Genomic DNA, 22,216 nt, shown 5'->3' with positions numbered 1-22,216 from the left:
AATTTTTCGAAAAAAACTAAACTCCGAAGAAGTCCATTTGTTTTGGCTGACGGACAATTTGTGGGAAACGCAATTCAGGCTTACCAGTCAATGCCACCAGATTCCCAATCTGTGGTGCTTGTCCACCGATAGAGATACGTTTTAGCATCTGTGTGAACATGTGCCCAAGGTAAGTCGCATCCTCTTCCGCTCTATGGAAGTCTGTTGTTGGAATTTTCAAGTGTTGTACCAAAGTTCCCAACTTGTAGTTTGGAAGACCCGGGAAAACCTTACGAGCGATTGGCAATGAATCCAGAACGATTCCGCGCGGAGCTTTGGATTCGTGCTTTTTAACGTCAGCAGTAAGGAACTGAGCATCGAATGGAGCGTTGTGCGCAACCATGATGTCATCGCCACAGAAATCAGCCAAAGAATCCAACAATGTTTCAATGGTCGGCTTTCCGCGAACCATTTCATCAAAAATACCATTTACTTTTGAAGCACCTGGGGGAATTGGACGAAGAGGGTCCACAAGGGTTGCAAATACGGCCTCGGGCTCGCCATTAATGAAACGGACTGCTCCGATTTCAATAATTTGATCAACGCCAGGCACTGTTCCAGTTGTTTCAAAGTCAAAAGCTACAAATCTCATGGCATAATTGATACAAAATGGCAGAGGCCCTTTCAACAAAAGAGTGCCCGAATATGGGGGAACTTCTTAGTGAAGTCTAAGTCTGGAAAATATATAACCTTTTTGCCGGACAACCGGATTGTCTTGGTGAGTCAAAAGGACCAGAGTGTGCTCGATATTGCGGTACGCGAGAGCTTGCCTTTAAACCATACTTGCGGGGGCTTTGGAACCTGTGGGACTTGCCGTATTTTTGTGCGCGAAGGATTGGAAAATCTTCCGCCACGAAACGAAGTTGAAATGGAGATGGCAGGGGATCGTGGCTTCGCCGATTATGAAAGACTGGCATGTCAGACCGAGCCCATCGACGGCCTGGTGTGCGAAATCCCGCCTAAGGCGTGATGTAAAACGGATTTGTGTAAATCCAGGTGAACCACTTCTTAGCATCAGGAATGGGCAGCATCGCAGTCACACGCACTTGCACACGATAGACACCGGGTGAAGTAATTGGAAATTCAGTTTCAGGTTGATTGACGCGTCCGACATCAACACCGTCTTTAAAAATAACGATCTCAAAATACTCTTTAGGAACAGCGGGAAGTTTTACTTTTAAAACCATTCCTTTTTTAAGTTTAAATTCTGATCCCATCAGATAGGTTTGTTTTTCGTCTTCAATAGTCGCAACGAAACCTTTTGGATCTCCAAGGATATCCATCGCCATATAGAAGTTCCCTTGCTTTAGGGCGTTGAAAATCTTGGCGCGATCCCCGTTAAAGCTTCCAGTCAGCTCTGATTTTAGCAAAACGTGATTGGACATGATTTCAAAAGAACGTTTATACGACGGAAACTTAATAAAGTAATTTGCCAGGGGAATGGCGCGCGCCGAAGCTTCAGCCCCTGCATAAACAACCACTTTTCTTTGTTGTGAAAGTTTATCCAGTAAAGCGATCTCGTCAGTGGGTTCAGTGTAAAGTCTCAGGAAAGACAATCTTGGATTGAATGGATAAATCAGTAAACTCCAGATTGTCGACGCTTTGGAGTAATCCCAGGCGCGGTTAGATAAGCTCTTTAAGTTCCACAACTCGAAACCATCAAGGCCAGTAGGAATTTCTCCACTCCAGGTAAAGCCTGCTTTATAGGGATGAGCCAAAACTGTCAGAGAATCTTTATTGGCACCGGTTTTTTGCGACAGCAAGTCAGCAAGCTTCACCTGTGCCTCTCCAAGGGTGTCGCCGATACTTTCCTGAGTCAGAGAATAGTAAAGCAAACGTGAATCCAGATAGCTATACTTGCCGGCGGACATGACCAGCAGATTTCCGTGATAGGATTCAAAACTGGTTGGCATATTGAAAAGATTTAAGTCAGTGAAAATCAGGAAATCCAATCCGGCAAGCTTGGCAGACGTGATCACAAAGTTCGGTGTTGCAGATCCCGAAGACAAGTCAGTGTGAACGTTTAAAACACCTTTGTAGTCATAGTAGTTTGACGAGTGTGCCGTGGATATCTGATGCGGAACAATCGACGTGTCGAACTGATTCAGATAAAATCCGTACAGGAAATAAGTAACCAGCAAGAATGAGAAAGCTACGAGTGTTTTCATGGTCGTGTGAATTCCAAAACAACAAAATCGGGAGCGATTGTTTTAACTTCCTGATAAGTCCATTGTTGTTCGGAAATCCACTGCGGTAAACCATTGCCTGCGCGCTTCACCAAATAAAACTTGTTTCCCTGAGGTTTAGCCTCTGGAAAAGTGTCGAAAAAGTCATAACGACTGATACCCGTCAGTTTAAATACGGGGGATTTACCAAAATACCAAAGTGATGAAGCCATTTGATAGGAATCACCATACAGAGGTTGGTAACTGACAGTCTCAGAGGCCAAACGCTGGTAATCAAAAGGTTCGCCGATTTTTGGATCTAATTTTCTAAGTTGCGGAATAAAGAGCAAACTTAAAACCAGGGCGATAAGAATCCCAAAGAATCCCACGTAATAACGATACCAGCTCTGCATTTTAGGATGAAGAACCGCGAGCATTAACACAGACGGATACGCAATGATCGGCCAGTTAGCTTCAACCAGGGCTTTAAACGACGTTCCGAAAAAGAATAGCAATGGCACCCAGGCAAAATAGATTAAATAGCGTAAAGTTCCCGGCACTTTTGCACGAATCGCGGCCCAGAACACCCAGGGAAAGATAATTAAAATCTGCGCCAGTACATAAGTGATGGTCCATTCGGCTTTGTACTCCGGTCTTTCAAAGCCATGATCCAATTGAAAGCGGAAAGACATGAAGTCGTTTTGATAATTCCAAAGAATCACCGGCAGACAGAACAGCAAACCTGTTGCGATAGTGACGGGTACGTACTTCCAGATAACTTCGCGCCATTTTCTTTCAAAAAGAAGATAAAGAAGAAGGCATGGCACGAACAAGACGATGTGATATTTGGCGCAAAAACCCAAGCCCAGCGCACAACCGAAGGCTGCGTAGCTTTTCAGGTCTTTCTTTGTAAGTACCAGATCAAAACAATAAATTGAAAGAACCCAAAAAAAGATTACCGGTAAATCCGGAGTGACAATTAATGAACCAAAACCTAACAGCGGGGAAAACAGTACCAAATAAATCCACAGACGGATTTTTTCAAGGTCCACATATTTTCTAAGAAGTTCAATGCCCACCCAGATCGTCATATGCCCCAGGATTACGGCTGGCCAGCGAACAGCGTGAAGCACGGGCTCCAGGAAATGTCCCAAGTAAAACAGCCAGGCGACCATCGGTGGATGGTCAAAGTAGCTTAGCTGCAGGCGATTTGACCAAACCCAGTAATATGCTTCGTCAGCACTAAGCGGAATGAGTGCTGCCAGAATTAACTTTACGAAGAGGCTGATCAGCCAAAGTCGCTTGAGGTCCTTCAAACTTAGTAGCTCAATTTAATCGGCTTACCCAAGTCACCCGGGATACCCAGTTCTTTACCATTCAAGATCAGATTAACAGCGCCGCCGTTTGAGAAATTAATCTTCAAACCGCTTTTGCTTTTAAATGTGTGAACTTGCTCTGCAGAAAGTTTGATTTTTTGTGGTTTGCCGTTTGGAGAGGAGTATTCAATCTCAACTGTATCCAGGGCTTCCACAATCAACTCAACCGGTTTTGCTGGAGTTGGAGACGGCGATGCTGAAGCCGTTGGTGAAGGACTTGCCGTTGCAGTTGCGGTAGCAGTCGCCGTTGTCGTTGGAGACGGAGTTGCTGTCACGCTTGGGCTTGGAGATGCTTTTGGCGTTTCGGTAGGAGAAGGAGTCGATTTAGGTGAGGCAACCGGAGTTGCTTTGGAAATCGGCTCTGTTTTTTCATCAGTTTTCGTAATTTGTGCCAATGGCGAAGCATCAGGTGTCGGACTTGAGGAAGAAGTCATTGGTTCAGGAGTAGCAGTCGCATCACCATCAACCGGTGTTGCGCCTTCCATCATCTCAGCCACTTCAGCCGTCGGAACTTCTGCTTCCTTGGAGTATTTATCGATCATTTTTTTAGTGAAAATAATCAGACCCGCAAGAACTACCAACAGCACACCGACAACGATAGTTTTTGTATTGTTATTTTTATTCAACGGGGAATAGTCATTGCTTGAAGACGACGGTGCAGTTTTGCGGATTGGCGTAACAGTCGCTTCGGGGGAGTCAGAGGATTCCAATTTAGCTTCAGATTCTGTTTCTTTTTCTGGAGTCGTGGATGGACGGATATAGGGTTGTGGGCGAGTGCTGCCCATTTCCTCATAGAAAGTTTCCAGAATTTTATCAGCATCCAAGCGAAGGAAAGTCGCATAACTTTTAACAAAGCCACGTAAGAAAGTTTTAGCCGGCAGCTGATTCTCATCGCCGTCTTCGATCGCCTTCAAAACTTTACTGCTGATTTTTAGGGACAAACCCACTTCGTTCAGAGACAGGCCTTTTTCTTCGCGAGCGGCCTTCAGTATTTCACCGGTTTTTTTCATTGTTGTCCCTTTCGAATCAATTCCAGCATGCCCTTGGATTTTTCACGGAATTTACCATTTGGATAGTAGCGAATGATTTCCTCAAAGCGAGCGACCGATTTGGATTTATCACCCATGCGGTAATAAGCCAGAGCGCTATAATAGTGGGGCTCATCAATCAGGTCTTTTTGACAAAAGCCGATGGCGCGATCCAGGGCTTCGGAAGCCTGCGAGTATTTTTGTTGTTCAAAGAAAGCCCGACCATAGTAGGTATTTGCCCAGCAATCATCTGCATTCGAACCAAGTACTTTTAAGAAAGCATCCTGGGCTGCGGAGTATTGTTTTTGGTGGAATTTAGACAGGCCCAGATTTGTGTAAGCTTTAGTGACACCGCTGTAGGTCAAATCATTTAGAACCAGTGTCAGTTCTTTATCCGCTTCTGGGAACTTGCCGGTTTCAACCAATGTGCGAGCAAGATTGTTGCGTGCATCAGTGTAGCGGGGGTTCATGGATACGGCTTTGCGGAACTGTTTTTCTGCAAGGTCATAGCGCTCTCTTAGGAAGTACGCTTGTCCCAGACTGTTCTGAATTGTGGGATCAGAGGGATCTAATTCCTGAGCCTTCAAAAGTGCGGCAATGGCGTTGGGATAGTTTGTTTCTTCGATAAAGGCATTGCCCATTCGAAGATATAAAGCGGCTTTTTCTTTGTCTTGATTCCAACTTGCACATCCCACCAAAGTGAGTGCACAGGCAGCGATAATCCATTTACGCATGAATAAAAAGGTATCATTAGAGAGCTAAGAGTCAACCCTGAGCTCAGCAATAGTCTCCACATGGTCTGTCTGGGGAAACATCTCGAATGTTTGCATGCGTTCCAGGCGGAATTTTTTGCCGAGCTGTTGAGCGGAAGCAAAGAGCCACTTCAGATCGCGAGCCAGGGAAACCGGGTGGCAGCTGATATAGATGATTCTTTGGGGAGCAGCCGCAGCAAGAGCACGCATAATGTACTCGCTGGCACCGGCACGTGGAGGGTCCAGGACCACGAGGTCCTGTTCTTGGATGGTGGCTCTGCGCATGTAGCTTTCCACGTCAGACATGAAATAGCGCAGGCGCTTGTCCTTGTTTTGAGATCGTCCGCGTTCCACAAGTTTTGGATTCAGTTCAACTGCGGTGACGTTGGCTGATTTATATTTGTTCATTAACGGGAAAGTGAAATTTCCTGCCCCTGCATAAAGGTCAAAAACCTGCGGGTAGTTAATATCACCGGCCCATTCCAATGTGGTTTCTAACAAATGTGGATTCTGGAAGCGATTGACCTGAGAAAAACCAATGCCGTCATCTTCGTCTGTGATAAGACCATGACGAATCTCTTCATTTTCAGAAATATACATTTCAAGACGTAACAGATCTTTTGATTTTTTATCAGCAGCCCATTGACGAACTTCTGGGAACTTTTTTGTCAGAACTTCCTCGGTGATGAGGCAATCGTCGATCTCGACAATTTCATGGGAATTTCTTGCAAAAAAACCGAAGCGGCCATTATGAAATTTTGGCTGAATACGATTGCGATAGCGAAGCGAGCGGGGACTTGGTTGCAAAGGCAAGTAATCGAATTTTAAATCCGGATTGAACTTGCGAATTGTTTCCAGCACCAGGGCTTCTTTTTGTTTTTGCTGTTCTTGTTCGGTCAGATGTTGCCAGTTGCAACCACCACAAACGTTTGCGACAGGGCACGGTGGAGTTCTGCGGGACGGACCAGGCTTAATAATTTCAACGATGCGTGCTTCAGCGAAATTCTTTTTTGCGGTCGTGATTTCAACCAACAACTCGTCATCAGGTGCAGCCAAAGGTACAAAAATAACAAGGCCATCGTGGCGGGCGATGCCCGCGCCTCCGATGGCCATCTTCTCGATCTTAACTTGGATGCGAGAATTTGCAGTCACAGACTATGCGTTGCAGATTTCGTGTTTTTCGAAGAACAAAGCAAGTTCGCGAGCAGCTGATTCAACAGAGTCAGAACCGTGAACCGCGTTCTCACCAACGTTGTCGCCGAATTTAGAACGGATAGTTCCTGCGTTAGCTTTTTTAGGATCAGTTGCGCCCATGATTTCGCGGTTTTTCAAAACTGCGCCTTCACCTTGCAAGCACATCAACATAACTGGACCAGAAGTCATGAAAGAAACCAGTTCGCCGAAGAATGGACGAGCTTTGTGTTCAGCGTAGAATTCGCCAGCTTTATCAGCAGACAATACAACGATTTTTGCAGCAGCGATTTTCAAACCGTTTGCTTCAAACATGCTTACGATGTCACCGATAGCATTTTTTTTCATAGCGTTTGGTTTGATGATTGAGAATGTTTGTTCGATAGCCATTAGGTATCTCCTTGTTATTTACAAATTGTATATGTGATCTCAAAAAATTCTGGTGCTTTATGGAACTGAGTCGTGCATGTCCACTCGCGTGTTTGCATAGTGATCAAGTTACGAACTGCTACCACTGTTTGAATTGCCGTACCCGTGGAGTCATCGGCTTCAGTGAAGCCCTGACCTTTAATAACGTAACGGAAATCGGGATTTAAAAGATTCAAAGTTTGTTCGACATCTTCAGTAGCCATGATAACGACTTCCTTGATGCGACCGGCATGAGCTGTTGTCGATGCAAATAGCAAAGCAATGACTAAAAGCTTCTTCACAGTGGTCTCCCTTTTTTTTAGGCCTCTTGTTAGCCTTTAGGGGACCCCACTGTCAAGCATTCCGTCCTAATTTCGCAAGTTTACGTACTCCTCTAAGGCATTGATAATATGGTATAAAGAGCTGGATTTAGAGAAATTTCCGGAAAAAGTATCCTGAGCTGAAAGCTGATCGTACCACATACCTTTTTTCGGGGTCGCAAGAAACTTAAACAGGGTGTCCATGGCATCGTCAGCAGCCTTGTGATAAACCGCCTGGTCTGACGCTGGGACTTCCGTGGCTAAACGAACTGCCGCTTTAATACGCTCACCTTGTGGCCAAAAACGCGAAGAAGTCAGTTTAGGCGTGAAATCACTCCACATTTCATCAAAAGCAATTTTACGAACAGGATCAGTTCCATGCTTATCTGCTGAAAGGAATAGTTTATGACGAACAGCCTTGCAGTCTTTGCCAGTCAGATCCTGATAAAGGGAAAACAACCATGACCATTCAAACTGATGGCCTGGTTCGTAAACGAACTTTCCGTTCTCGCGCAGTGGATTCCAGTTTTCATCGAAGTATTCGCCCAGGATGCCAGTTTGAGAATCGATGAATTTTGTCAAAGCCAGTGTCGCAAGTTCATCGCCAAGTTTCCACCATTCCTGATCTTTATCGATTTGCATCCACGCGATCGCGGACTCGAACATGTGCATGTGCGGATTTGATTTGTAGGAGATGTTTCCTTTTTCATCAAGTTCGGTAAAGCCACCAGCCTTAACGCTTCTTTCACGGTACAGATACTTCACCAAATCTTTTGCACGAGTTTTATATTCTGGCTTTGGATCCATCTGATAAGCCTGAGCTAATCCAAACAGCGCGAATGCCTGAGTGTAAAGATCCGGATTCATACTCTTGGGAGTACCATCTGGAAGAACCGAATAGATGAACGCGCCTGAAGGTTGTTGAAACTTATCGATCATGTAGCGCACGCCTTGATTGACAGCAAAAGTGGCCACGTCTTTCGATACAGTGTTCATGCGAAGACCAGTCAGGAAAGAATAAATCTGACGGGATTGAACCATTGCACGGCGGGGCATATCCATGGGTTCGCCTTCGAATGTCAGGTTTTCTTCAAAACCACCATTCTTGCGATCAATGCCTTTGCCACTCCAAAGAGGGAATACATCGTTGGTAAGCCAGTTTTTTGAAAATTCAATTCTTTGAGAAGGATTCATAGCGCTCTCGGTTCTTCAGAAAAAGTTAATATCTGAAGCATAATTCGTAAGCGCCAAGGGTCAAGGCATGTTTAGATTTTGTCGCTGATCAGTGCGGCCTTAACAAACGTTTCTCCGTTGCAGGAGCCGTTTTTACAGCTATTAAAGTTAATGCAGCCACCACGAGTTTGAACTCTATAAATGTCATCTTCAAGAATATCTTCGGCACCGCGACTTAAGATTCCCACAACCTCACCTTTTGTGTTGAAAAGAGGGGAGCCAGAGCTGCTGGCAAATGTGTCGACCGCAACTTTGAAGAAGGATTTATTGGCATCAACATTTTTAACGACGCCTAAATCTTGTTTCAGCGGCAGCCCCAGGGGATAGGACATGCTTAATACTGTATCGCCTTCCTGTAGATTAAACTCACGGGCTACGCGAACTGGAGTGACAGACATCACTTCACGATCCAGTTCAATAATCGCAAAATCCAATTCTTTATTCAGAGCGACTACTTGTTTGCAGGAAAAGATAGGAAGATTTTGAACGGTATGATGAGCACCGAATACCAGTTTCGCATTAGCGCAGGAATTTGCATTCTGCATGCAGTGAGCGGCCGTAAGTAATTTGTTTGATGCGATCAAAACGCCAGAGCAATATCCGATAAGTTTTTGCTCCTGAAATCTTTCATTCTCGCAAAGCGGATACATGTCTTTCAAAAAAGGAAAGTTTTTTCGAGTGCCATCAAAAATCATTGCAGTGGCTTTGGCAACCACATAGGTGCGATCATTTTCGGAAACTTCTTCGCGCGAATCACCATCGTAATAGACTGCGGCGCCATCACTTTTGATGGTGGAATTGGAATCCTTAGCGGTGCATCCCGCAAGAAATATAAGAAACAAAATTCCCAATGATTTCATGGTCCTGCACTTTATCAGAGAACAAATATTTTGGGGGAAGGGAATGAGTTTTTCGTAAAATCTACGCATTCATGTGTCGACTGTTTTGACACGGATTCTTTAGAACGATCTGATTACGAAATAGGGTATGAGAATATATAGGGTTACGTCCCGAACCAGATAATAACCGATGATAATGGCAAACATTTTCCAGCCATACTTTTTGCGAAGAGCTTTAAATCCGCCCTCTTTGAATGTTTTTTTGACCTCTTTTAAAAGGTCAGAGCCGCCTTTAATCATCCCTATTAGATTAGGGGCCGTGAGAGTATATTGCAAATAAGGCTGGTGAACTACAAACCGCCTTTTCATTAAGCTTTTAATTAGGGTTTGCGCCTTGCTTCTTAGGGGCGGCGGGGTTAAACGGGTCTCACTTAGAGGAGACCCCATGAAAACATTGGCAGCCCTGGCGCTTATCGTTCAATTCCCTTTGGTAAGTTTTGCTTCCTACACGCAGTTGCGTTGTTCAACTATTGGCAATGAAGCAACCGTTACAGTTCAAGTTAACAGAGCAGTCGATGCACAACATCCGTGGGTTGGTTTTAGTACAATAGGTGCGAACCTGATTGTTCAAAGAAATGGCGCTCACAATTACTATTCGACAGCGATTACTTTGTCGCCTTTGTCCGGCTCTGGTGATTTGAATATGCGTGGGGATGCTTTGCAAGGTGGAGTGTATTTGCAGCTTTATCCTGAAATTGAAGGTGGTACAGCAACAGGCCGCTACACAGGTCAGCTATTCGTAAATGATCTTGATAAGCGCGAGTACTTTGATTTTCGTAGCGAGGGCAATGAGCCCGGCTTGGTTTGTAAGTAAATTACTGCTGTCCTTTTTGGGTTGCCGCTGACTCTTTTGTGGCAGCCTTGTTTCCTGACTGTGTTGCCAAATGAGTTTCAGCTTTTTTGCAGGCAGCATAGTCCTTCAAAAGCGTTTGCAATGAAACCGCAGGCGCTTTAACCACAGTGTTTTGAGCTCCTGGATATACAGCGACCAGATTTTTCTGAACCTCTGGCAAGAAGCCGTCGATGCTTTTTCGGTTGTAGCTGATCTTGCTGGATAGATCCGCACACTCTTGAATCTTCTTTAAATCAAATCCAAAACTTCCGGTGTCGATTTTGTGAAGTAATTCCTGGCAGATCTCAACTGTCTGAATATCGCAGGCTGTGGAATTGGATTCTTTCTGATATTTACACTCGGCCAATCCCAGAACGTTTCCGGATTCATCTAATTTCGTATGTTGAAAGTAAACACCAGATTGATCCCGATAAACCGTAGTGACGTGATCGTTTTTTAAAGACACCATCTTTTTGTATGCCTGTTCGGACTTCTTTTCATAGATCATATTGCCCGAGGATTTGACGACGGATCTATATCCTTGAGCGACCATCTCCTCGTGAGAAAGACCAAAACCAAAATCGACCAGTTGATCGGCGTGGGCTGGATTGGCGAAAAATAAAACCAGAGAGTAGAGAACTTTGTTAAGCATGGATTATTAATCGGAATTTCAGGGAACAAAATTAATAATTGAAGGCAATGTTTTGGGGATTGAAGTTTACAAACCTTGGGCCAGACCACAATCTTTAGGATTCGCCGGGCCTAAAATGAAAGCACTGTGCAATCGCGTGGTAATCTTTTAAAGACCTATCCAAACGTACCTGTTTATTACCGAACTTTATAGAAACGGACTCATTTTTCCAGACATAAGTTCAAACTATTGTTAGCAGGCAAATAAGAAATTCAACTCCCCAAAACATTATGCTGACATTGTTGGAGTCAACAAAAAGGAATTTATCAGCTTTGTTGACCTGAACCCAATTTCAGTACCAGTTATAATGCGACTAGACGCCTTTCAATTTTTATCGGAGCCGGTGAAAAAGTTTCTGGAGCTGGTGGCCGATATTTCAAAGAACTATGCGGTCTAACTGTGTTGTAGTGCTTCCTCCATCTTTCGATCAGAATTTTTGCTTCCTTTAAAGAGTAAAATATTTCTCCATTCAAAAGTTCATCTCGAAGCTTTCCGTTGAATGATTCGCAGTACCCATTTTCCCAAGGACTCCCTGGTTGAATGAATAACGGCTTTAATTCTAATTGTTCGAACCAAAGACGAAGAGTTGATGCAATGAATTCTGGTCCATTATCAGATCGAACGTGGGTCGGAACGCCACGAGATAGAAATAGGTCGCCAAGTGTTTCAATTACATCCACACTTGTGAGTTTTCGACCAACTTTTATAACTAAGCTTTCTCGAGTGAATTCATCAATTACGTTGAACATCTTTATCGTCCTGCCATCGTGGGTTTGATCGTGAACAAAGTCATAAGACCAGACATGGTTTGGATACTCTGGGCGTAGGCGAATGCAAGAGCCTTCACGATCCCAGAGGCGTGCACGTTTTTGTTGCTTCTTTGGAACTTTAAGACCTCGTTCACGCCAGATACGAGCGACTCGCTTGGTGTTCACGTGCCATCCATTAGAGCGCAAGAGTGCTGTGATCCGACGATAGCCATATCTTCCGTAAAGATTGGCGAACTCGATTATGTCTCGGGTTAAGCGGTCTTCGTCTGGTGCAAATTGTATTGTGTATCTCTGGGAAGACCTTGATTGACCTAAGATTTTACAAGCCCGCCGCTCTGATATCGAAAAGGTTTCGATCGCATGTTCGACAGCCTCTCGCTTCCGAGACGGGCTTAGAAGTTTCCCTTGTTGATTTCTTTTAAGACAGAATTGTCGAGCGCAAGATCTGCGACCAACTTCTTAAGCCTTTGGTTCTCGGATTCAAGCTCGCGCAGTCTCTTTGCTTGATCGGTTTTAAGTCCGCCATATTCCTTGCGCCATCTAAAGTAAGTTTGGAGGGTGATTCCAACCTTTTTAACAGCTTCTTCTTGCGTGGCCCCGCGCCCTTGTTCAATTTCGATATTTCTTAAGAATTGAACTACCTGCTCTGGGCTATACTTCTTTCTTGCCATAGACAAACCTCTATTTACCCCGCAATAATATCATGTAGGGTGGATTAAGTTAAGGGGTGCAGGTCACAAGTTTGGAGCGCGGGACTATGCTCCTGATATCGGTAGATGGATCGAAAAGGATCCAATTAACTTTTTTGGCGGTGATTCAAATCTGTATGGCTATGTTTTAAATGACCCGATTAATAATGTTGATCCAAGTGGTTTAGAGGTCTCTGACGAAGAAAAAGAATTGTGGGATCGCTTCTATGAGATTATTGATTGGTGGAACAACGGCGATAAATGGGAAGAAGACAGAAAAGACAAAGAGCGAAAGGATGAAGATTTAAATGCAAACTATCCAAACCAAACACCTAACACGCCGGTACTCCCGCCGCCATTTGATCCAGACAATGGCGGCGAAGAGGTTGGAGGAATGTGTAAATATAGACACAGCCGTGTCTATCCGTGGTTGAGAGATCTGGAGTGAGGAGTTGTCAGTGAAGACATTTGTTAAGGCATACCTATATCTTTCTCGAATAGCATATGCGTTTATGTGGCTGCTAAGCCTAGCTCTTTTCGTGATGTCATTTCCCATGATCTTTGGGAATGGAATTCATTATGAGGGAATACTTAGAATATTTGAATATTTCTTTATGATGGTGGGAGGCGGGATAGCATTACTATTTTCCCACTTCCTCCTTCGCGCATATTTGCAGTGGTGCAATTCATGGTATGAGGAAATGAGGATATCCTTAAATAAAGTGATCAAGACTCTTTATCTAACGGCGTTTCTAAATCTGGTTTTTTTTGTGCAAAAGCATTTTCTTGTGGTAACCAAAAGGCCGCAAGAGGAAATTCTTAAGGCAAACCCCTCGCTTGCCTCCATAAATGAATTTAGACCTATCCTTACAAGTTTGTTGGACATTTTGTTGCCTCGTCCTGAGGGGGCTTCTGCGGTGCTCCTTGCGGTGATTATATCATGTTACTTGCGTCGCCAAAGATCGAGTGGTCTCTGACTTGGGATCTCGTTTTTATTTTTGAATACCTTCTTTTGGCTGACATCGAGATATTTCGTTAGATGGGAATATCTGAATTTTTCCCGCAAGGGTTAACGTAACTGGCGCGTGCTTAAAGCGGTGAAGTTGTGATGGATTTAACCGTAGCAGGTCGCTCTCTGCATGGATTGGTTAGTGGAAAGTGATTCCTTGGATTTATTTTGAACGCTAAATCCAAAACTTATACCGCGCACTTAGTGTATTCCTATTGTTCTAAAAAGTTGTCATCCGGGCAATGGAGTGGGTCAGGGCGGAAGTAGTGGTGGAGATACCTAATGAAAAATAGAACGAGATATTTGGTTGTTATTGCATTCGCACCTGTTGCATTGATGATTAGCAGCTTTGTGGCGATTCATTTACAGCCCTTAATTGGTCCGGATTCTTTTTTATGGATAGATGCAACAGTCTTTTTGATCGTAGAGTATCTCATTTGGCTAGCAACGAAATATACCAGCGAGTAATATCTAAACTTGATCTCTATTTGGGATTAAGCTTTGGGGCGAGATTAAATAAATCATAAAAAAACCCACGGTTCATCACCGTGGGTTTTTTTATTTGAATCGTACTTAAAAACTACTTCTTAAGCATAGATTGCATCGTCGTTCCCATGTCCGCAGGGGAGCGAGAGATTTTGCAACCAGCAGCTTCAAGTGCTGCGAATTTCGCTTCAGCAGTACCTTTACCACCACTGATGATCGCACCAGCGTGACCCATACGTTTACCAGCAGGAGCCGCAGCACCAGCGATGAACGCAGTTACAGGTTTTTTGAAGTGATTTTTGATGTATTCAGCAGCTTCTTCCTCTGCAGAACCACCGATTTCACCGATCATGATAACACCGTCAGTGTCTGGATCTTCATTGAACAATTTCAAAACGTCGATGAAGTTTGTACCGTTCACTGGGTCACCACCAATACCTACGCAAGTGGATTGACCGATACCAAGAGCCGTCAACTGACCAACTGCTTCGTAAGTCAATGTACCGGAACGTGAAAGAACGCCGATACGACCTTGCTTGTGGATGTGACCTGGCATGATACCGATTTTGCATTCGCCTGGAGTGATAACGCCTGGGCAGTTTGGACCAACCAAACGAGTGCGTTTACCCTTCATGTATTCTTTTACTTTAACCATATCAAGAACCGGGATGCCTTCAGTGATACAGATCACAAGATCCAAATCAGCATCAACAGCTTCCATGATAGAGTCAGCAGCAAATGGAGGAGGTACAAAGATCACAGATGCATTACAACCTGTAGCTGCTTTTGCTTCCTTCACTGTGTTGAACACAGGAAGACCGATGTGAGTCGTGCCACCTTTACCCGGAGTCACGCCGCCAACCATTTTTGTTCCGTATGCCAATGCCTGCTCAGAGTGGAATGTACCTTGAGCACCAGTGAAACCTTGGCAGATTACTTTTGTGTTTTTGTTAATAAGAATTGCCATGTTCGCTTATCCTTTAATCGCAGCAACGATCTTTTTAGCTGCGTCAGTCAAGTTGTCTGCTGGAGTGATGTTCAAGCCAGACTCTTTCAACATTTTTTTACCAAGTTCTACGTTTGTACCTTCAAGGCGAACAACCAATGGAACTTTAAGACCCAATTCTTTAGAAGCAGCGATTACGCCCTCAGCGATGATGTCACATTTCATGATACCACCGAAGATGTTAACCAGGATGCCTTTAACGTTTTTGTCTTTAAGGATGATTTTGAACGCTTCAGTCACTTTCTCTTTGTTAGCGCCGCCGCCAACATCCAGGAAGTTTGCAGGCTCAGCGCCGTGCAATTTGATGATATCCAAAGTCGCCATCGCAAGACCGGCACCGTTTACAAGGCAACCGATGTTACCATCAAGTTTGATGAACGCCAGATCGAACTTAGAAGCTTCAATTTCAGAAGGTTCCTCTTCGTTCAAATCGCGCATTTCAACGATGTCTGGATGTCTGAACAATGAGTTTGAATCGAAGTTCATTTTAGCGTCCAGGCAAAGAACGTCGCCCTCTTTAGTTACAACCAGAGGATTGATCTCAGCGATAGAGCAGTCTGTCGCGATGAATGCGTTGTAAAGACCTGCAAAGAATTTTACAGCTTTATTAACGATTGCTGGTTCCATACCGATTTGGAAAGCCAATTCGCGAGCCTGGAAAGGCATCAAACCAACAGTTGGATCGATGTCCACTTTTTTGATCGCGTCTGGATTGTGTTCAGCAACTTCCTCGATATCCATACCGCCTTCAGAAGAAGCCATCATTGCAGCTCTTCCTGTTGCACGGTCGATCAAGCAGGCAACGTAGTATTCTTTAGCGATGTTGCAGCCTTGTTCGATGAAAACTTTTTGAACAACTTTACCTTCAGGGCCTGTTTGGTGAGTTACCAAAGTCATGCCGATCATTTTTTTAGTGTAGTCTGCAACTTCGTCCAAGGACTTAGCAACTTTAACACCGCCGCCTTTACCGCGACCACCAGCGTGGATCTGAGCTTTAACAACCCAAACTGATCCACCGATTTCTTTAGCAGCAGCAACTGCTTCTTCTGGAGAGTGAGCAAGCTTACCTTTAAGCGTTGCTACTCCGAACTTTCTCAAGACTTCTTTGGCCTGATACTCATGAATATTCATGTACTAACTCCGATTATGAACTTGCGTTTGAGGCCCCATTCAATATCAAATCATACTCAGAGACAAGGATTACCGCTCGGCGCAGGACTGATGGAAGGTAGGGAAAATGGGGAGTGTATTGCGTTTGGAAAACGTGACTGTGACTTTTGACTCACAGATCGTGTTGCGCTCCGTAAATCTGGATATCAAGTCCGGCGAAGCTTTTGTCATTATTGGCCCAAGTGGGCAGGGTAAAACGACTCTACTGAAAACTTTGTCGGGACTTGTAACCCCTCAAAATGGCAAAGTTTTCGTTGAACAAAGCGAATGGTTAACGCTTGGTGGCAAAGAGAAACTTCCACTTCTTAAAAAGATGGGAATTCTGTTTCAAAAAAACGCTCTATTTGATTCTCTTTCATGTATTGAAAATATCTGTTTTCCGCTTCGTGAAACCACTCTGCTTTCGGAGTGGGAAATTACAAAGAAAGCAGAGAGTTTTTTGGATGCTGTTGGTATTCCCCACGCGCGGGATCTGTATCCGGATGAAATCAGCGGCGGTATGCAAAAGCGCCTGGGAATAGCACGGGCATTGGCTTTGGATCCGAAAATTATTTTTTACGATGATCCCACTGCAGGGCTTGATCCGATTACTTCGAAAAAAATCATCACCCTGATCAAAACACTGCAACAACAGAACAATTCGACAATTGTGGCGGTTACGAATGATATGAATCGTGCGTATCAGATGGCAGATCGAATTGCGATGGTCGTAAATGAAGAAGTGATTATCACCGGCACACCAAAAGAAACCGAGAATCACCCTGACCCGCGAGTGCGACAATTTGTACGCGGCTTGCTTGAGGGTCCTTTGACGGCGCTTGACCCCGCCTGACATCCAACCCTAAAATTTACGGGTGATAGAGTTCAAAAAGATCGTCAAAAGATTCGGTGAGCGCACAGTTCTAAACGGACTCTCGGCGACTATTCGTGAAGGCGAGATCGTCTTTATTTTGGGAACATCAGGCACCGGAAAATCCGTGTTGCTAAAAAATCTGGTGGGTCTTTTGACTCCCGATCAGGGGGAAATCTGGATCGACGGCGAGGAAGTTTCCAAATTCACGGAAGAACAATATCTTCCGATCCGCAAGAAATGCGGAATGGTATTTCAACACCCGGCACTTTTCGATTCATTAACAGTTTTTGAAAATGTGGCCTTTGGTTTACGCCGTCACTACGATTTTTCAGAAGAGATCATCAAAGAAAAAGTCGCTAAAGCACTAAAACTGGTTCATCTGAATCAGGTCGAAGACAAACTGCCCTCGCAGATTTCCTATGGAATGCAAAAACGCGTAAGTCTGGCTCGTACAGTGGCTTTGGATCCGAAGATCCTGCTTTTTGATGAGCCGACGACAGGTTTGGATCCGGTCACAACGACGGCTGTGAATCAGCTGATATATGATCTTTCCCGCACCCTAAAAACCACTTCGCTTGTGGTCAGTCATGATATGAACTGCGCCTTGTCCATTGCTGACAGAATTATTGTTTTGGACAAAGGACAGATCGTGGAAATGGGAACTCCCGAGGAATTAAAGCGGTCTGAAGTCCCATTGGTGAAAGACTTTTTGGCAGAGGTGCTGGCATGATGACTTTAGCAGTAAGTGTCCTTGATGAAATCGGGGGAACGCTTTTATTTCTGAAAAAGATCATCAGCACGATCTTTGTAAAACGACTTAAAATGCACGAAATATTCACGCAAATCTGGAAGGTATCCACAGAATCATTTCCGATGACTGCCATGGCGGGATTTTTTGTGGGCGCAATTATGGCTGTGCAATTTGCAATGCCCATCCGTGAGTTCGGTGCCTTGGGATTCCTTGGGGGATTGGCGACCAGTGCCACTTTCCGGGAAGTGGGTCCCATGTTGATTGCCTTCATGCTAAGTGGAAAAGTGGGGGCCTACACGTCGGCTGAGCTGGGAACGATGCGAGTGACCGAGCAGATAGATGCCGTTCGTTGTCTGGGGGCGGATCCTATTCAGGAAATTATCGTTCCCCGTTTTATCGGCATCGTGGTTTCCAGTTTCTTTTTGCTCGCCGCAGGTTTGATGATGTCCGTTTTTGGCGGAATGGCTTTAGCGCAGGCTTTCGCAGGAATTTCTGCAGAGGAATACATTCGCCACATTCCCACGATAGTTCATCCATTATCCGTTCTAAGTGGATTGATTAAAAGTCTGGTGTTCGCAGTCGTTCTGGCAACGATCTGCACATATAAGGGTTTTACCACTTCTGGTGGAGCAAAAGGTGTGGGCCGCGCGGTCGTGGCAACAGCGGTAACTACCATGATTTGTATTGTGGTCATGGACTGGTTCACAAGTTTTCTGGGTGATGTAATCATTCAGGCTTTCAGGGGTTACAGATCATGATCAGTCTGTTGGCGGATACTTTTTGGGGAACATTTTCCGGACCATTTCGTCGAAAGGAATTCTTTCAGCAGCTGTATTTCGTAGCGAATCGCAGTCTTTTTATTATCGTGTTCTGCGTTTGCTTTGCGGCAGTTGTGACTATTCTGGAATCTTCATTTCACATGAAGATGGTCATTCAAAACGATGCGATGGTTCCTGGATTCGCGGCGGTTCTAATCCTTAGAGAGCTTGCGGCGATCGTTACGGCCTTATTGTTGTGTTCACGAGTCGGGGCAGGATACGCCTCTGAAGTCGGAACAATGCAAATCACCGAACAGATTGATGCACTTAAGATGCTGGGTATTGATCCCATCAATTATCTGGTGATTCCCAGATTTTTCGCCTGCGTGGTTGGCGGAGTCATCTTAACAGTGCTTTCAAATATGACCTGTTTATTTGCAGCAATGATGATCAGCCAAAGTTATTTGGGGTACACACCAGGAATGTTCATCGGATCCATGCATCGTTTCGTGCAGTTTAAAGACGTCTATTTCGCTGTGATCAAAGGGGCCTGCTTTGGCGGAGTCATTCCTCTTGTTGCATGTTACTTTGGATTTCGCTGTCAACAAGGTGCCGAAGGTGTCGGTAAAGCGACGACAAACACTGTGGTCGTGGCCTCAATTGCAATTATTGTTATAGATTTTATTTTATCTTATACTTTTAGTTATCTTTATTGAGCCTCTTTTGGGGGAGCGTTTATGAAAGTGGAAACCAAGGTCGGTTTGTTAGCTCTGGTAAGTATCATCATGGTTATGGCATTTGCTTATGTCATGGGCTTCATTTCTCCGTTTTCGAACACCAAAGAGCTGAATGTGATGTTTAACTTTGCCGGAGGTATCGAAGAAGGCTCTCCAGTGCGGGTTATGGGTATTAAAGTTGGCAAGGTGAAATCAATCACCTTTGATCCTGAATATAAAATGGCAAATGGCGAGGAAGTTAAACTTCGTCTGACGATCACGGTGGATAAAAAAGCCTGGACGAGCGTCCGTAAAGACTCCAAGTTTTTTATCAATCTTGCCGGTGTCATTGGGGAAAAGTTTCTGGAAATCTCGCCAGGTTCTTCTGCGGCGGGAGAGTTTGCGGCGGGAGAGTATGTTCGTGGTGAAGATCCTCCGCGAATTGATCAGCTTTTGTCCCAGGGATACGGTTTGGCCGGAAAAATGATTGAAATCCTGGAGAAAAACGAAGGATCAGTCACCAATACTTTGAAACAAATGGATGCATTGGTAACAAACTTCAATCGCACCTTGGTTTTACTGGATAAGACCACGAAAAATCCGGAAATTTCACGTCTGTTGAACAATTCCATTCGAATCAGTGATGATCTTGCTTACTTTACGACAAATCTTCGATCTAAAAAGGCTGAAGACACTTATGATCTGGTTCATAAGCTTCTTTTCAGACTGGAACCGCTTGATGGCCCGGCGATTAAGCAATTCCTGCAAAAAGACGGTGTCAGAGCCCGCATCTTTTAGATCCATAGCTAAAAGGAGGCTTTTATGTTTTCACGTTTAACTGTTGTCACAATCCTTGCTGTGCTGGCTTCAAATTATGCCTTTGCCGAAATATCGACATCAGGTTTGTGGTCAGATTCCAATTCGGTATCTTCGAAAGCGTTAAGTATCGAACAGGATTATAGTGATTCCATGCGTGCTGAGCGCTTAGGTATGACTTACTCTTCAACTTTGGGTATGCGCCAGGATCGCAAAGTGGGCTTGGGAATGTCTGTGGGTGGTCAATTAGGACTGGTCGGAATCACCGGAGAGTTTAATTTTGAAGATGAAAACAGTGTTGTAGCCGGATTCGGTACCGGTCCCGGCTATAATTCGATTCAATTTTCCTGGAAGCATGCCTTTGAGGGCGATTATATCGCACCTTATTATACAGCAGGTTATTCTCGCTGGTATAATTCGATGGGAAATTCCACTTCATGGAAAGAATCCGGGATCCTGGACCGAGTTTTAACGGATGAGGAAAAGCGCACCGGACAGTTTGGAACCGACTTTTTGAATGCTTCTTTTGGTCTTCAATACAATCAATTGTCCGGTGATTTTTCCGGCACTTCTTTCTTTGCAGAAGTGGTTGCAATGTATGAAGTAAAACGCGCGCAACTGATTCCATCAGGAACGGTTGGAGCTCTTTACTATTTCTAATAAATTTTCAGCAGATTTAAATTAAAAAAGGCTCGCCAATGTGCGGGCCTTTTTTCTTTGAAACCCGCACTGGTGGCGGATTCCAGACATAAAAAAACCCCAGAGTTGCCTCTGGGGTTCAGTGTACTAAATTAGTACAGCGTCTAACTACTTAGAAGCTTTTTTAGTAGCTTTTTTAGCTACTTTTTTTGTAGCTTTTTTAGCTACTTTTTTAGTAGTTTTCTTTGCTGCTTTTTTAGTAGCTTTTTTTGCTGCTTTCTTTGCCATGTGCTCCTCCTAGGATGCAAACGTTGTTGTTGTTACTTACTTGTAAAAAACCTTACTTACCCTAAGTCTTCCCAAATCGACCACCGCCGTCAACAAAAAAATTTCTTGCATATTTTTTGCGATCATCAAGATCCCATGGAGGCCCTTCTTGATCACTTTTTTTATGCTTTCGATGTTCGGACAAGCGCTCATTCAGCGTTCTCTTGCCAACATCTCGCGGGAATTTGCAATCTCTCAACGTCGTTCACAGTCTTTGCTGATCTTGAACTTCGTTGCGATCACTTTTATCGCCGCGATTTCCGACTCTGCGGTGTCGCTCTGGCTTTTCTTCGGCATTCTTTTAATAAGTTTAAAGTTTTTTCCGGAAATTTTCCGCATTTTTCTTTCGCGACGACTTTCCAAGGCAGTGATCCCCATGTTGGACAACCTGATTTTGGGAATTCAAGCCGGAAAATCCTTTCGGCAAAGCCTGCATATGGCAATCGAAAGTCAGCGAGGTTGGCAGCGCAATCAGATGCGCGAAATTTATAATTCCATCGTCAGTTCTGAAAACACCACCGTCGTGAAATCCGCACGCATCAAGGATTTGCAGGCGGAGCTGTTTGAAGTGGATCGCTCGCAAACCCGCACGCTCGATCAGGTAAAAGCACTCCGCCGGCAGTATAAAGTGGAAGAAAATTTTCGACGTAGGTCCGGACAAGTGACCCAGCAGATAAAGATGCAGGCGATAATTGTCACCGCTCTTTACGGGGCGCTTTTAGCATTTGTATTTGTGCAATTTGGCTTTATGAACCACCGGTTTTTAATAATTTGTTCCCTTTTTATGTTCGTTTTGGGGCTCGTCATTATATTTACGGTGGGTAGGAGGATGAAATGGAAGGTGTAGCACCGCCGCTGGCGCTATTACTTTGCGTAAAACGCGCGTTGGAGAAAGGACAACCCGTTAAATCGGGCGTATTGAACTATTTAAAACGCCATCAGGGAGATTTTTCTGCCGTGGTGGCACAATGGTTGGCGCTATTGCAGCAAGGATTGCTCACACATGGCCTCATTAATGAAGTCTCCTCACCCCATCGACAGGTGTTATTGCAGGTTCTGGAGCGGGGAATGCGTGGCGAGGCGGTCTATAATGTTCTTGTCAGCCTGGAAAGTGAAATGATTGAGGCCTGTGAGGATGAGATAAGTACCAAGCTCGCGAGACTTCCTTTTCTATTACTGATTCCGCTGCTTTTGTTCCAGTTCCCCGCGTTTCTATTGCTGCTTTTTGGTCCCTTGCTGCAAAATTTTTTTCACTCTTTGGGAGGGGGGTGATAGAGTGGGCCCGTTGGGGG

At 44.5% G+C, this 22,216-nt stretch carries 27 protein-coding genes and 1 pseudogene; 13 read left to right on the top strand and 15 right to left on the bottom strand.

Translation table 11 applies throughout. The features are described 5' to 3' along the window. Positions 1–16: 16 nt before the first annotated feature. A complete protein-coding gene (locus ACLWNV_RS17710; protein ID WP_413585779.1) occupies positions 17–631 on the bottom strand; it encodes a PolC-type DNA polymerase III in 615 nt (204 codons plus the stop codon). 69 nt (positions 632–700) lie between these two features. Here ACLWNV_RS17710 and ACLWNV_RS17705 point away from each other — a divergent pair, with 69 nt between their 5' ends. Continuing rightward, positions 701–1,009 carry a 2Fe-2S iron-sulfur cluster-binding protein gene (locus ACLWNV_RS17705; RefSeq protein ID WP_413585778.1) on the top strand — a complete coding sequence of 103 codons (309 nt, stop codon included), beginning with the start codon at positions 701–703 and terminating at the stop codon, positions 1,007–1,009. Here ACLWNV_RS17705 and ACLWNV_RS17700 read toward each other — a convergent pair. The 10 genes from ACLWNV_RS17700 to ACLWNV_RS17655 form a co-directional block, all read right to left on the bottom strand. Continuing rightward, positions 999–2,207: a hypothetical protein gene (locus tag ACLWNV_RS17700; RefSeq protein ID WP_413585777.1), complete on the bottom strand. Its 1,209-nt coding sequence runs from the start codon at positions 2,205–2,207 to the stop codon at positions 999–1,001. The genes ACLWNV_RS17705 and ACLWNV_RS17700 overlap by 11 nt on opposite strands. Next, positions 2,204–3,520 carry an ArnT family glycosyltransferase gene (locus ACLWNV_RS17695; RefSeq protein ID WP_413585776.1) on the bottom strand — a complete coding sequence of 439 codons (1,317 nt, stop codon included), beginning with the start codon at positions 3,518–3,520 and terminating at the stop codon, positions 2,204–2,206. Before ACLWNV_RS17695 ends, ACLWNV_RS17700 begins: the two co-directional genes overlap by 4 nt. Positions 3,521–3,522: 2 nt before the next feature. Then, positions 3,523–4,590: a helix-turn-helix domain-containing protein gene (locus tag ACLWNV_RS17690; RefSeq protein ID WP_413585775.1), complete on the bottom strand. Its 1,068-nt coding sequence runs from the start codon at positions 4,588–4,590 to the stop codon at positions 3,523–3,525. Further along, complete coding sequence (locus ACLWNV_RS17685; RefSeq protein ID WP_413585774.1) at positions 4,587–5,342, bottom strand: tetratricopeptide repeat protein; 756 nt, start codon at positions 5,340–5,342, stop codon at positions 4,587–4,589. Before ACLWNV_RS17685 ends, ACLWNV_RS17690 begins: the two co-directional genes overlap by 4 nt. 24 nt (positions 5,343–5,366) lie before the next feature. Continuing rightward, positions 5,367–6,512, bottom strand: a complete 1,146-nt coding sequence (locus tag ACLWNV_RS17680) for a class I SAM-dependent RNA methyltransferase (RefSeq protein ID WP_413585773.1) — start codon at positions 6,510–6,512, stop codon at positions 5,367–5,369. Positions 6,513–6,515: 3 nt separating this feature from the next. After that, on the bottom strand, positions 6,516–6,941 hold the full coding sequence (gene ndk, locus ACLWNV_RS17675; protein ID WP_340598110.1) for a nucleoside-diphosphate kinase: 426 nt from the start codon (positions 6,939–6,941) through the stop codon (positions 6,516–6,518). A gap of 14 nt (positions 6,942–6,955) precedes the next feature. Further along, positions 6,956–7,261, bottom strand: a complete 306-nt coding sequence (locus tag ACLWNV_RS17670) for a hypothetical protein (RefSeq protein ID WP_413585772.1) — start codon at positions 7,259–7,261, stop codon at positions 6,956–6,958. Between the two features lie 66 nt (positions 7,262–7,327). Next, positions 7,328–8,473, bottom strand: a complete 1,146-nt coding sequence (locus ACLWNV_RS17665; RefSeq protein WP_413585771.1) for an AGE family epimerase/isomerase — start codon at positions 8,471–8,473, stop codon at positions 7,328–7,330. Between the two features lie 71 nt (positions 8,474–8,544). Continuing rightward, positions 8,545–9,372: a S1 family peptidase gene (locus ACLWNV_RS17660; protein ID WP_413585770.1), complete on the bottom strand. Its 828-nt coding sequence runs from the start codon at positions 9,370–9,372 to the stop codon at positions 8,545–8,547. A gap of 99 nt (positions 9,373–9,471) precedes the next feature. Then, positions 9,472–9,651, bottom strand: a complete 180-nt coding sequence (locus tag ACLWNV_RS17655) for a hypothetical protein (protein WP_413585769.1) — start codon at positions 9,649–9,651, stop codon at positions 9,472–9,474. Between the two features lie 145 nt (positions 9,652–9,796). Between ACLWNV_RS17655 and ACLWNV_RS17650 the strand changes: the two genes are divergently transcribed. After that, positions 9,797–10,225, top strand: coding sequence for a hypothetical protein (locus ACLWNV_RS17650; protein ID WP_413585768.1), 429 nt, complete (start codon positions 9,797–9,799; stop codon positions 10,223–10,225). A gap of 1 nt (position 10,226) precedes the next feature. Here the strand turns inward: ACLWNV_RS17650 and ACLWNV_RS17645 are convergent, their stop codons facing one another. Both ACLWNV_RS17645 and ACLWNV_RS17640 read right to left on the bottom strand, forming a co-directional pair. Next, entirely contained in the window at positions 10,227–10,895 is a 669-nt protein-coding gene (locus ACLWNV_RS17645; RefSeq protein WP_413585767.1) for a hypothetical protein, read from the bottom strand. Between the two features lie 341 nt (positions 10,896–11,236). After that, a protein-coding gene (locus tag ACLWNV_RS17640) for an IS3 family transposase (protein ID WP_413585766.1) occupies positions 11,237–12,375 on the bottom strand; the annotation gives its coding sequence in 2 pieces (ribosomal slippage) (positions 11,237–12,117 and positions 12,117–12,375; 1,140 coding nt in all). Positions 12,376–12,418: 43 nt separating this feature from the next. Here ACLWNV_RS17640 and ACLWNV_RS17635 point away from each other — a divergent pair. The 3 genes and pseudogenes from ACLWNV_RS17635 to ACLWNV_RS17625 form a co-directional block, all read left to right on the top strand. Further along, positions 12,419–12,568: pseudogene (locus ACLWNV_RS17635) on the top strand (RHS repeat-associated core domain-containing protein); the annotation flags it as partial. A 36-nt stretch (positions 12,569–12,604) separates the two neighbouring features. Then, the gene (locus ACLWNV_RS17630) at positions 12,605–12,841 is read left to right on the top strand and encodes a hypothetical protein (RefSeq protein ID WP_413585765.1); all 237 of its coding nucleotides are present in this window, start codon (positions 12,605–12,607) and stop codon (positions 12,839–12,841) included. 843 nt (positions 12,842–13,684) lie between these two features. Further along, positions 13,685–13,870 (top strand): hypothetical protein, encoded by a 186-nt coding sequence (locus ACLWNV_RS17625; RefSeq protein ID WP_413585764.1) that lies wholly within the window; start codon positions 13,685–13,687, stop codon positions 13,868–13,870. Positions 13,871–13,982: 112 nt separating this feature from the next. Here the strand turns inward: ACLWNV_RS17625 and sucD are convergent, their stop codons facing one another. Both sucD and sucC read right to left on the bottom strand, forming a co-directional pair. Then, positions 13,983–14,855 (bottom strand): succinate--CoA ligase subunit alpha, encoded by an 873-nt coding sequence (gene sucD, locus ACLWNV_RS17620; protein ID WP_413292190.1) that lies wholly within the window; start codon positions 14,853–14,855, stop codon positions 13,983–13,985. A gap of 6 nt (positions 14,856–14,861) precedes the next feature. After that, the gene (sucC, locus tag ACLWNV_RS17615) at positions 14,862–16,025 is read right to left on the bottom strand and encodes an ADP-forming succinate--CoA ligase subunit beta (RefSeq protein ID WP_413585763.1); all 1,164 of its coding nucleotides are present in this window, start codon (positions 16,023–16,025) and stop codon (positions 14,862–14,864) included. 106 nt (positions 16,026–16,131) lie between these two features. Here sucC and ACLWNV_RS17610 point away from each other — a divergent pair, with 106 nt between their 5' ends. From ACLWNV_RS17610 to ACLWNV_RS17575, 8 genes are all read left to right on the top strand, one after another. Next, positions 16,132–16,896, top strand: coding sequence for an ABC transporter ATP-binding protein (locus tag ACLWNV_RS17610; protein ID WP_413585762.1), 765 nt, complete (start codon positions 16,132–16,134; stop codon positions 16,894–16,896). Between the two features lie 22 nt (positions 16,897–16,918). After that, positions 16,919–17,647, top strand: a complete 729-nt coding sequence (locus tag ACLWNV_RS17605; protein ID WP_413585761.1) for an ABC transporter ATP-binding protein — start codon at positions 16,919–16,921, stop codon at positions 17,645–17,647. Beyond that, complete coding sequence (locus ACLWNV_RS17600) at positions 17,644–18,426, top strand: MlaE family ABC transporter permease (protein ID WP_413585760.1); 783 nt, start codon at positions 17,644–17,646, stop codon at positions 18,424–18,426. The genes ACLWNV_RS17605 and ACLWNV_RS17600 overlap by 4 nt, the downstream gene beginning before the upstream one ends. Further along, complete coding sequence (locus ACLWNV_RS17595; protein WP_413585759.1) at positions 18,423–19,142, top strand: MlaE family ABC transporter permease; 720 nt, start codon at positions 18,423–18,425, stop codon at positions 19,140–19,142. The genes ACLWNV_RS17600 and ACLWNV_RS17595 overlap by 4 nt, the downstream gene beginning before the upstream one ends. A gap of 21 nt (positions 19,143–19,163) precedes the next feature. Continuing rightward, the gene (locus ACLWNV_RS17590) at positions 19,164–19,940 is read left to right on the top strand and encodes an MlaD family protein (RefSeq protein WP_413585758.1); all 777 of its coding nucleotides are present in this window, start codon (positions 19,164–19,166) and stop codon (positions 19,938–19,940) included. A gap of 24 nt (positions 19,941–19,964) precedes the next feature. Next, positions 19,965–20,618, top strand: a complete 654-nt coding sequence (locus ACLWNV_RS17585; RefSeq protein WP_413585757.1) for a hypothetical protein — start codon at positions 19,965–19,967, stop codon at positions 20,616–20,618. A 415-nt stretch (positions 20,619–21,033) separates the two neighbouring features. Next, positions 21,034–21,771, top strand: a complete 738-nt coding sequence (locus ACLWNV_RS17580; RefSeq protein WP_413585756.1) for a hypothetical protein — start codon at positions 21,034–21,036, stop codon at positions 21,769–21,771. After that, positions 21,759–22,196, top strand: a complete 438-nt coding sequence (locus ACLWNV_RS17575) for a hypothetical protein (RefSeq protein ID WP_413585754.1) — start codon at positions 21,759–21,761, stop codon at positions 22,194–22,196. The genes ACLWNV_RS17580 and ACLWNV_RS17575 overlap by 13 nt, the downstream gene beginning before the upstream one ends. The last annotated feature ends 20 nt before the right edge of the window (positions 22,197–22,216 follow it).

The sequence above is a fragment of the Bdellovibrio sp. HCB274 genome (genome assembly GCF_047306075.1).
Taxonomy (GTDB): Bacteria; Bdellovibrionota; Bdellovibrionia; order Bdellovibrionales; family Bdellovibrionaceae; genus Bdellovibrio.
This window is presented reverse-complemented; position numbering and strand designations above follow the sequence as displayed.

Bases quoted from the DNA above. Each gene is read 5' to 3' on its own strand.
- ACLWNV_RS17710 (WP_413585779.1), bottom strand. From the start codon at position 631: ATGAGATTTGTAGCTTTTGACTTTGAAACAACTGGAACAGTGCCTGGC.
- ACLWNV_RS17700 (WP_413585777.1), bottom strand. From the start codon at position 2,207: ATGAAAACACTCGTAGCTTTCTCATTCTTGCTGGTTACTTATTTCCTG.
- ACLWNV_RS17690 (WP_413585775.1), bottom strand. From the start codon at position 4,590: ATGAAAAAAACCGGTGAAATACTGAAGGCCGCTCGCGAAGAAAAAGGC.
- ACLWNV_RS17685 (WP_413585774.1), bottom strand. From the start codon at position 5,342: ATGCGTAAATGGATTATCGCTGCCTGTGCACTCACTTTGGTGGGATGT.
- ndk (WP_340598110.1), bottom strand. From the start codon at position 6,941: ATGGCTATCGAACAAACATTCTCAATCATCAAACCAAACGCTATGAAA.
- ACLWNV_RS17665 (WP_413585771.1), bottom strand. From the start codon at position 8,473: ATGAATCCTTCTCAAAGAATTGAATTTTCAAAAAACTGGCTTACCAAC.
- ACLWNV_RS17660 (WP_413585770.1), bottom strand. From the start codon at position 9,372: ATGAAATCATTGGGAATTTTGTTTCTTATATTTCTTGCGGGATGCACC.
- ACLWNV_RS17655 (WP_413585769.1), bottom strand. From the start codon at position 9,651: ATGATTAAAGGCGGCTCTGACCTTTTAAAAGAGGTCAAAAAAACATTC.
- ACLWNV_RS17650 (WP_413585768.1), top strand. From the start codon at position 9,797: ATGAAAACATTGGCAGCCCTGGCGCTTATCGTTCAATTCCCTTTGGTA.
- ACLWNV_RS17645 (WP_413585767.1), bottom strand. From the start codon at position 10,895: ATGCTTAACAAAGTTCTCTACTCTCTGGTTTTATTTTTCGCCAATCCA.
- ACLWNV_RS17625 (WP_413585764.1), top strand. From the start codon at position 13,685: ATGAAAAATAGAACGAGATATTTGGTTGTTATTGCATTCGCACCTGTT.
- sucD (WP_413292190.1), bottom strand. From the start codon at position 14,855: ATGGCAATTCTTATTAACAAAAACACAAAAGTAATCTGCCAAGGTTTC.
- sucC (WP_413585763.1), bottom strand. From the start codon at position 16,025: ATGAATATTCATGAGTATCAGGCCAAAGAAGTCTTGAGAAAGTTCGGA.
- ACLWNV_RS17610 (WP_413585762.1), top strand. From the start codon at position 16,132: ATGGGGAGTGTATTGCGTTTGGAAAACGTGACTGTGACTTTTGACTCA.
- ACLWNV_RS17600 (WP_413585760.1), top strand. From the start codon at position 17,644: ATGATGACTTTAGCAGTAAGTGTCCTTGATGAAATCGGGGGAACGCTT.
- ACLWNV_RS17595 (WP_413585759.1), top strand. From the start codon at position 18,423: ATGATCAGTCTGTTGGCGGATACTTTTTGGGGAACATTTTCCGGACCA.
- ACLWNV_RS17590 (WP_413585758.1), top strand. From the start codon at position 19,164: ATGAAAGTGGAAACCAAGGTCGGTTTGTTAGCTCTGGTAAGTATCATC.
- ACLWNV_RS17585 (WP_413585757.1), top strand. From the start codon at position 19,965: ATGTTTTCACGTTTAACTGTTGTCACAATCCTTGCTGTGCTGGCTTCA.
- ACLWNV_RS17575 (WP_413585754.1), top strand. From the start codon at position 21,759: ATGGAAGGTGTAGCACCGCCGCTGGCGCTATTACTTTGCGTAAAACGC.